Here is a 5046-nt window from a genome sequence, read left to right on the forward strand (position 1 = left end):
GGTCGAGGCTCGGCGCGCGCGCCAGCACCGCGGCGGCGGTCTTCGAATCGCCCTGGGCGGTGAGCGCCTCGGCGCGGGCGGCGAGGTCGGGTCCCAGCCCCTCCGGCCCCTGTGCGCCGGTCGCCAGCACCCTGCGGGCCAGCGCCGCGCCCGCCGCCGACAGCGGTTTTGCGGCCAATTTCGGCAGCACCGCGTTCAAGGTGTCGACAGAGGCGCCGCGCCACAGATCCTGCGGCAGTCCGGTCTGGCGTCCGGCGGTGGAGAAGGCGTCGGGGGCCGCCAGCGGGGTCACCTCCACCCCCTGGGCGAGCGCCGACGCGGCCGGATCTGCGAGGGTCAGGACGGCCGCCAGGGCCAGGATGCGCCACATGCGCTACAGCATAGCCGGGGCTCGGAGTTGGCGCGAGAGCGTCCCCTCGTGTAAGCCTGCGCCATTCATGGACCGTTTCGAACCGCTGCGCCGTCGCACCATCGCCCTGGTCGGCCTCATGGGAGTGGGCAAGTCGAGCGTGGGCCGCCGGCTCGCCAACGCCCTGGGCATGGCGTTCCGCGACGCCGACGCCGAGGTCGAGGCCGCCGCCGGGCGGTCGATCGCCGACATCTTCGCCGAGCTGGGCGAGGCCGAGTTCCGCAAGGGCGAGCGGCGGGTGATCGCGCGCCTGCTGGAGGAGGCGCCGCATGTGCTGGCGACCGGCGGCGGCGCCTTCATGGATCCTGACACCCGCGCGCTGATCAAGGCCAAGGCGGTCTCGGTCTGGCTGAAGACCGACCTGGAGGTCCTGGCCCGCCGGATCGGCCGCAAGGACACCCGCCCGCTGCTGATCGGCAAGGACCCGATGGAGGTGCTGCAGGCCCAGGCGGCGGCGCGCTACCCCTTCTACGGCCAGGCCGACATCACCGTCGAGACCGGCGACGCGGCCCATCATGTCGGCGTCGACCAGATCCTTCGCGCGCTCAGCGCCTATCTCGAGGAACATACCCAATGAGCCGCAGCGTCCCCGTGGGGCTCGGCGAACGCGCCTATGAGGTGCTGATCGGGCCGGGCCTGCTGGCCGGGGCCGGCGCCCGCATCGCGCCCCTCACCCGCCGCGGCCGGCTGGCCGTGGTCAGCGACGAGACCGTCTGGGGCCTGCACGGCAAGGCGCTGAGCCAAGCGCTGCAGGCGGCGGGCCTCGCCGTCCACCCGGTGATCGTGCCGCCCGGCGAGCAGACCAAGAGCTTCGAAGGCCTGGCCGAGGTGATCGACCGCCTGCTGGCGCTGGAACTCGACCGCGGCGACGTGGTGTGCGCCTTCGGCGGCGGGGTGGTCGGCGACCTGACCGGCTTCGCCGCAGCGATCTACAAGCGCGGCATCGGCTTCGTGCAGATCCCCACCACCCTCCTGGCCCAGGTCGACTCCTCGGTCGGCGGCAAGACCGCGATCGACACCCCGCGCGGCAAGAACCTGGTCGGCGCCTTCCATCAGCCCAGGCTGGTGCTGGCCGACCTCGACGTGCTCTCGACCCTGCCGGACCGCGAGATGCGCGCCGGCTATTCCGAAGTGATCAAGTACGGCCTCCTGGGCGACTTCGCCTTCTTCGAGTGGCTGGAGGCCAACGGCGCGGCGGTGCTGGCGCGCGAGCCCGCGGCGCTGGCCCACGCGGTGGCGCGCTCGGTCGAAATGAAGGCCGAGATCGTCGCCGAGGACGAGAAGGAGCAGGGCCGGCGCGCCCTCCTGAACCTCGGCCACACTTTCGGCCACGCCCTGGAGGCGGAAACCGGCTACGGCGAGGCTCTGCTGCACGGCGAGGCCGTCGCCGCCGGCCAGGCGCTGGCGTTCCGCTTCTCGGCCGCACAGGGGCTCTGCCGCGGCCAGGACGCCGAGCGCGCGACGTCGGCCATCGCCGCCGCCGGCCTATCGACGCGGCTGGACGAGATCCCCGGCCATCCGTTCGACGCCGCGCGCCTGGTGCGCCACATGGCGCAGGACAAGAAGGCCGAGGCCGGACGGCTCACCTTCATCCTGGCCCGCGGGCTGGGCGAGACCTACGTCGCCAAGGACGTGGACGCCGAGTCCGTCCGTCGCTTCCTCGTGAGCGAAGGAGCCCTGGCATGACCGCCCTGATCGCGCTGGGGCCGATCGTATTCGGCCTCCTGGCGCTGTCGGCCTTCTTCTCCGCCGCCGAGACGGCGCTGACCGGCGCCAGCCGCGCGCGGATGCACCAGCTGGAACGCGACGGCGACCGCGCTGCGCGGCGCGTGAACCAGCTGATCTCCGACCAGGAGACGATGATCGGTTCGGTCCTCCTGGGGAACAACCTGATCAACATCCTGGCCTCGGCGCTGACAACCGAGGTCCTCACCCGGGCGATTCCCGGCGCGCTCGGCGTCGCCATCGCCACCGGGCTGATGACCGTGCTGGTGCTGGTCTTCGCCGAGGTGCTGCCAAAGACGCTGGCGATCCTGCGCTCCGACGACGTCGCGCGCTTCCTCTCCGCCCCCACGCAGGTCTTCGTCCGCTTCGCCGGCCCGATCATCAACGCCATCCAGTGGGTGATCCGCAGGACCCTCGGCCTCTTCGGGGTGAAGCTCGGGATGGAGCTCGACGTGCTCGCCGCCCACGAAGAGATCCGCGGCGCGGTCGAGTACCACCACTCCGAGGGCCTGGTGGAGACCCGCGACCGCTGGATGCTGGGCGGGGTGCTCGACCTCGCCGAGATGGACGTCAGCGAGGTGATGGTCCACCGCAAGGGAATCTCGATGATCGACGGCGAGCTCTCGCCGCGCGAGATCGTCGAGGAAGCGCTGGAGAGCACCCATTCGCGCCTGCCGATCTATCGCGACGATCCGGAGAACATCGTCGGGGTGCTGCACGCCAAGGATCTGCTGCAGGCGCTGGCCCAGGCCGACGGCAAGATCGACGCGCTCGACATCAAGGCCATCCTGCGCGAGCCCTGGTTCATCCCCGAGACCACCACGCTGAAGGACCAGCTGGCGGCCTTTCTGAAGCGGCAGAACCACTTCGCCCTGGTCGTCGACGAGTACGGCGCCCTGAAGGGCCTCGTCACCCTGGAGGACATCCTCGAGGAGATCGTCGGCGAGATCGAGGACGAGCACGACATCGCCGTCGCCGGCGTGCGGCCGGGGCCCGACGGCGCGGTGATGGTCGACGGCTCGGTCACCATCCGCGACCTCAACCGGGCGATGAACTGGGACCTGCCGGACGACGAGGCGGTCACCGTGGCGGGCCTCCTGATCGCCGAGGCCCAGCGAATTCCGGAGGTCGGCCAGACCTTCACCTTTCACCGGCACCAGTTCCAGGTCGCCGAGCGCAAGGGCAACCAGATCACCGTGCTGCAGATCTGGCCGCCCACGCCGCTCGAGGAGTGACCTGGCCGCCGGCGTAAAGTTCAGGCGAGGATCGATCAAATCCTCGGCCGGACGCTTGACGCTCGCAGCTAAAAGGCGAATCCGTTTGCGGAACCGACGGCGGAACGGCGTCGTTCAGCCAAGCTTGATCCATTGGGGGATCGTCGGTCCCATGCCCGATTAGGACGCCGGCGCCGGTTTGGGACGGCCTTCGAGAGCCAGACCCCTACATCCGTGCAGGCGTTCGTCGGGCGTGCTACGGATGACCTTTACGCCCCGAGGAACCCATGGTGCGAGCTGCCTTGGAGCCTGCGAATGACCGATAAGCTGGACGGCCTGAGGGTGCTGGTTGTCGAGGACGAGATGATGGTCTCGATGCTGATCGAGGACATGCTCACCGACCTTGGCTGCACCATTGTGGGTCCCGCCTCGCGCCTGGACGAGGCGCTGCAGCTGGCGCAATCGGCCGAGCTCGACTGCGCAGTGCTGGACGTCAACCTCGGCGGCCAACCGATCTTCCCCCTGGCCGACGTCCTGCGCGAGAAGGGTGCGCCGTTCGCCTTCGCGACCGGCTACGGCGACGCCGGCCTACGCGACGTCGACAAGGGCTCGCCGGTCCTGCAGAAGCCGTTCCGCGAGGCCGACCTCGCCCGAGTGCTGAGCGAGCTCAGAGAGAAGGCGGGGGTCTAGGCGGGGCCGAGCGGCGTTGACGCCGCGCGGGCCTCAGGCGGCTTCGCCCGGGGCCACGGCGCGGACCGACAGCGCGTGCACCGGCCCGGCCAGTTCCTCGGCCAGGGTCTGGTAGACCAGACGCTGGCGGGCCACCTTGGGCTTCCCGGCGAAGGCCTCGGCCTCGATCAGCACGTTGAAATGGCTCTCGCCGCCCTCGCGCGCGCCGGCGTGGCCGTGGTGGCGCGCAGAGTCGTCCTGGATCTCCAGCCGGGTGGGCCGGAAGGCTTCGGTCAACTTGTCGCGGATCGCTTCAGCTATGGCGCCCATCAGCGGCATCTTCAATTCTTGAACGTCACGGTCTTAGCCCCATACTCGCTGCATGCCCGGCGCTTTTCAATACAAGCCCAAGTTCCGAGACATCCGCGTGCGCCCGCCATCCAAAGAGGAGGCGGAGGCGGCTGCGGCTGAAGCGGACGTCAACGCGCTGAAGCCGGGCGAGCGGCCCTGCGACCACCCCGGCTGCCGCCAGGCGGCCACCGCGCGGGCGCCGAAATCGCGCGACATGCTCAACGAGCACTACTGGTTCTGCCAGCCGCACGCGGCCGAGTACAACCGCAACTGGGACTTCTTCGCCGGCCTGAGCGAAGGCGAGATTCGCCGGCGCCAGCAGGACGAGCTGTTCACCGGCGGGCGCCCGACCTGGGAGATGAAGGCCGGCCGATTCTCGCGCGAGGCCGCCGCCTTCTCCGCCAAGGTGGGCGCCGGCCAGGGCTACCGCGACCCGTTCAACCTGTTCGGCCGCGGCGGCCCGCAGCCGGCGCCCGAGCCCGAAGGCCCCAAGCTCGGCAAGATCGAGCGCAATGCGCTGGCCGAGCTGGACCTCGAGGCCGGCGCCGACGGGCCGAAGATCCGCGCCCGCTACACCGAGCTGGTGCGCCGGCTGCACCCGGACTCCAACGGCGGCGACCGCGCCGGCGAGCACCGCCTGCAGAAGGTGATCCGCGCCTACCAGGCGCTGCGCAAGGC

6 protein-coding genes and 1 pseudogene are annotated in these 5046 nt (G+C 70.7%); 5 read left to right on the forward strand and 2 right to left on the reverse strand.

Annotation, left to right across the window (positions count from 1 at the left end; all coding sequences use genetic code 11):
• A pseudogene (locus tag VJS38_RS14915) lies at positions 1 to 370 on the reverse strand (hypothetical protein); the annotation flags it as partial.
• 67 nt (positions 371 to 437) lie between these two features.
• Here VJS38_RS14915 and VJS38_RS14920 point away from each other — a divergent pair.
• From VJS38_RS14920 to VJS38_RS14935, 4 genes are all read left to right on the forward strand, one after another.
• Positions 438 to 986, forward strand: coding sequence for a shikimate kinase (locus tag VJS38_RS14920; RefSeq protein WP_324088941.1), 549 nt, complete (start codon positions 438 to 440; stop codon positions 984 to 986).
• Positions 983 to 2095, forward strand: a complete 1113-nt coding sequence (gene aroB, locus VJS38_RS14925) for a 3-dehydroquinate synthase (RefSeq protein ID WP_324088942.1) — start codon at positions 983 to 985, stop codon at positions 2093 to 2095. Before VJS38_RS14920 ends, aroB begins: the two co-directional genes overlap by 4 nt.
• Positions 2092 to 3369, forward strand: coding sequence for an HlyC/CorC family transporter (locus VJS38_RS14930; protein WP_324088943.1), 1278 nt, complete (start codon positions 2092 to 2094; stop codon positions 3367 to 3369). The genes aroB and VJS38_RS14930 overlap by 4 nt, the downstream gene beginning before the upstream one ends.
• Before the next feature lie 294 nt (positions 3370 to 3663).
• The gene (locus VJS38_RS14935) at positions 3664 to 4038 is read left to right on the forward strand and encodes a response regulator (protein ID WP_324088944.1); all 375 of its coding nucleotides are present in this window, start codon (positions 3664 to 3666) and stop codon (positions 4036 to 4038) included.
• A gap of 33 nt (positions 4039 to 4071) precedes the next feature.
• On the opposite strand, the gene VJS38_RS14940 is transcribed toward VJS38_RS14935, so the two are convergent.
• Positions 4072 to 4347 carry a BolA family protein gene (locus VJS38_RS14940; protein ID WP_324088946.1) on the reverse strand — a complete coding sequence of 92 codons (276 nt, stop codon included), beginning with the start codon at positions 4345 to 4347 and terminating at the stop codon, positions 4072 to 4074.
• Between the two features lie 52 nt (positions 4348 to 4399).
• Here VJS38_RS14940 and VJS38_RS14945 point away from each other — a divergent pair.
• Positions 4400 to 5046, forward strand: a 647-nt coding sequence (locus VJS38_RS14945) for a J domain-containing protein (RefSeq protein WP_324088945.1), incomplete at its 3' end; no start/stop codon positions are given.

Source organism: Phenylobacterium sp., from assembly GCF_035276905.1.
Classification (GTDB): Bacteria; Pseudomonadota; Alphaproteobacteria; order Caulobacterales; family Caulobacteraceae; genus Phenylobacterium.

Bases quoted from the DNA above. Each gene is read 5' to 3' on its own strand.
- VJS38_RS14920 (WP_324088941.1), top strand. From the start codon at position 438: ATGGACCGTTTCGAACCGCTGCGCCGTCGCACCATCGCCCTGGTCGGC.
- VJS38_RS14940 (WP_324088946.1), bottom strand. From the start codon at position 4,347: ATGGGCGCCATAGCTGAAGCGATCCGCGACAAGTTGACCGAAGCCTTC.
- aroB (WP_324088942.1), top strand. From the start codon at position 983: ATGAGCCGCAGCGTCCCCGTGGGGCTCGGCGAACGCGCCTATGAGGTG.
- VJS38_RS14930 (WP_324088943.1), top strand. From the start codon at position 2,092: ATGACCGCCCTGATCGCGCTGGGGCCGATCGTATTCGGCCTCCTGGCG.
- VJS38_RS14935 (WP_324088944.1), top strand. From the start codon at position 3,664: ATGACCGATAAGCTGGACGGCCTGAGGGTGCTGGTTGTCGAGGACGAG.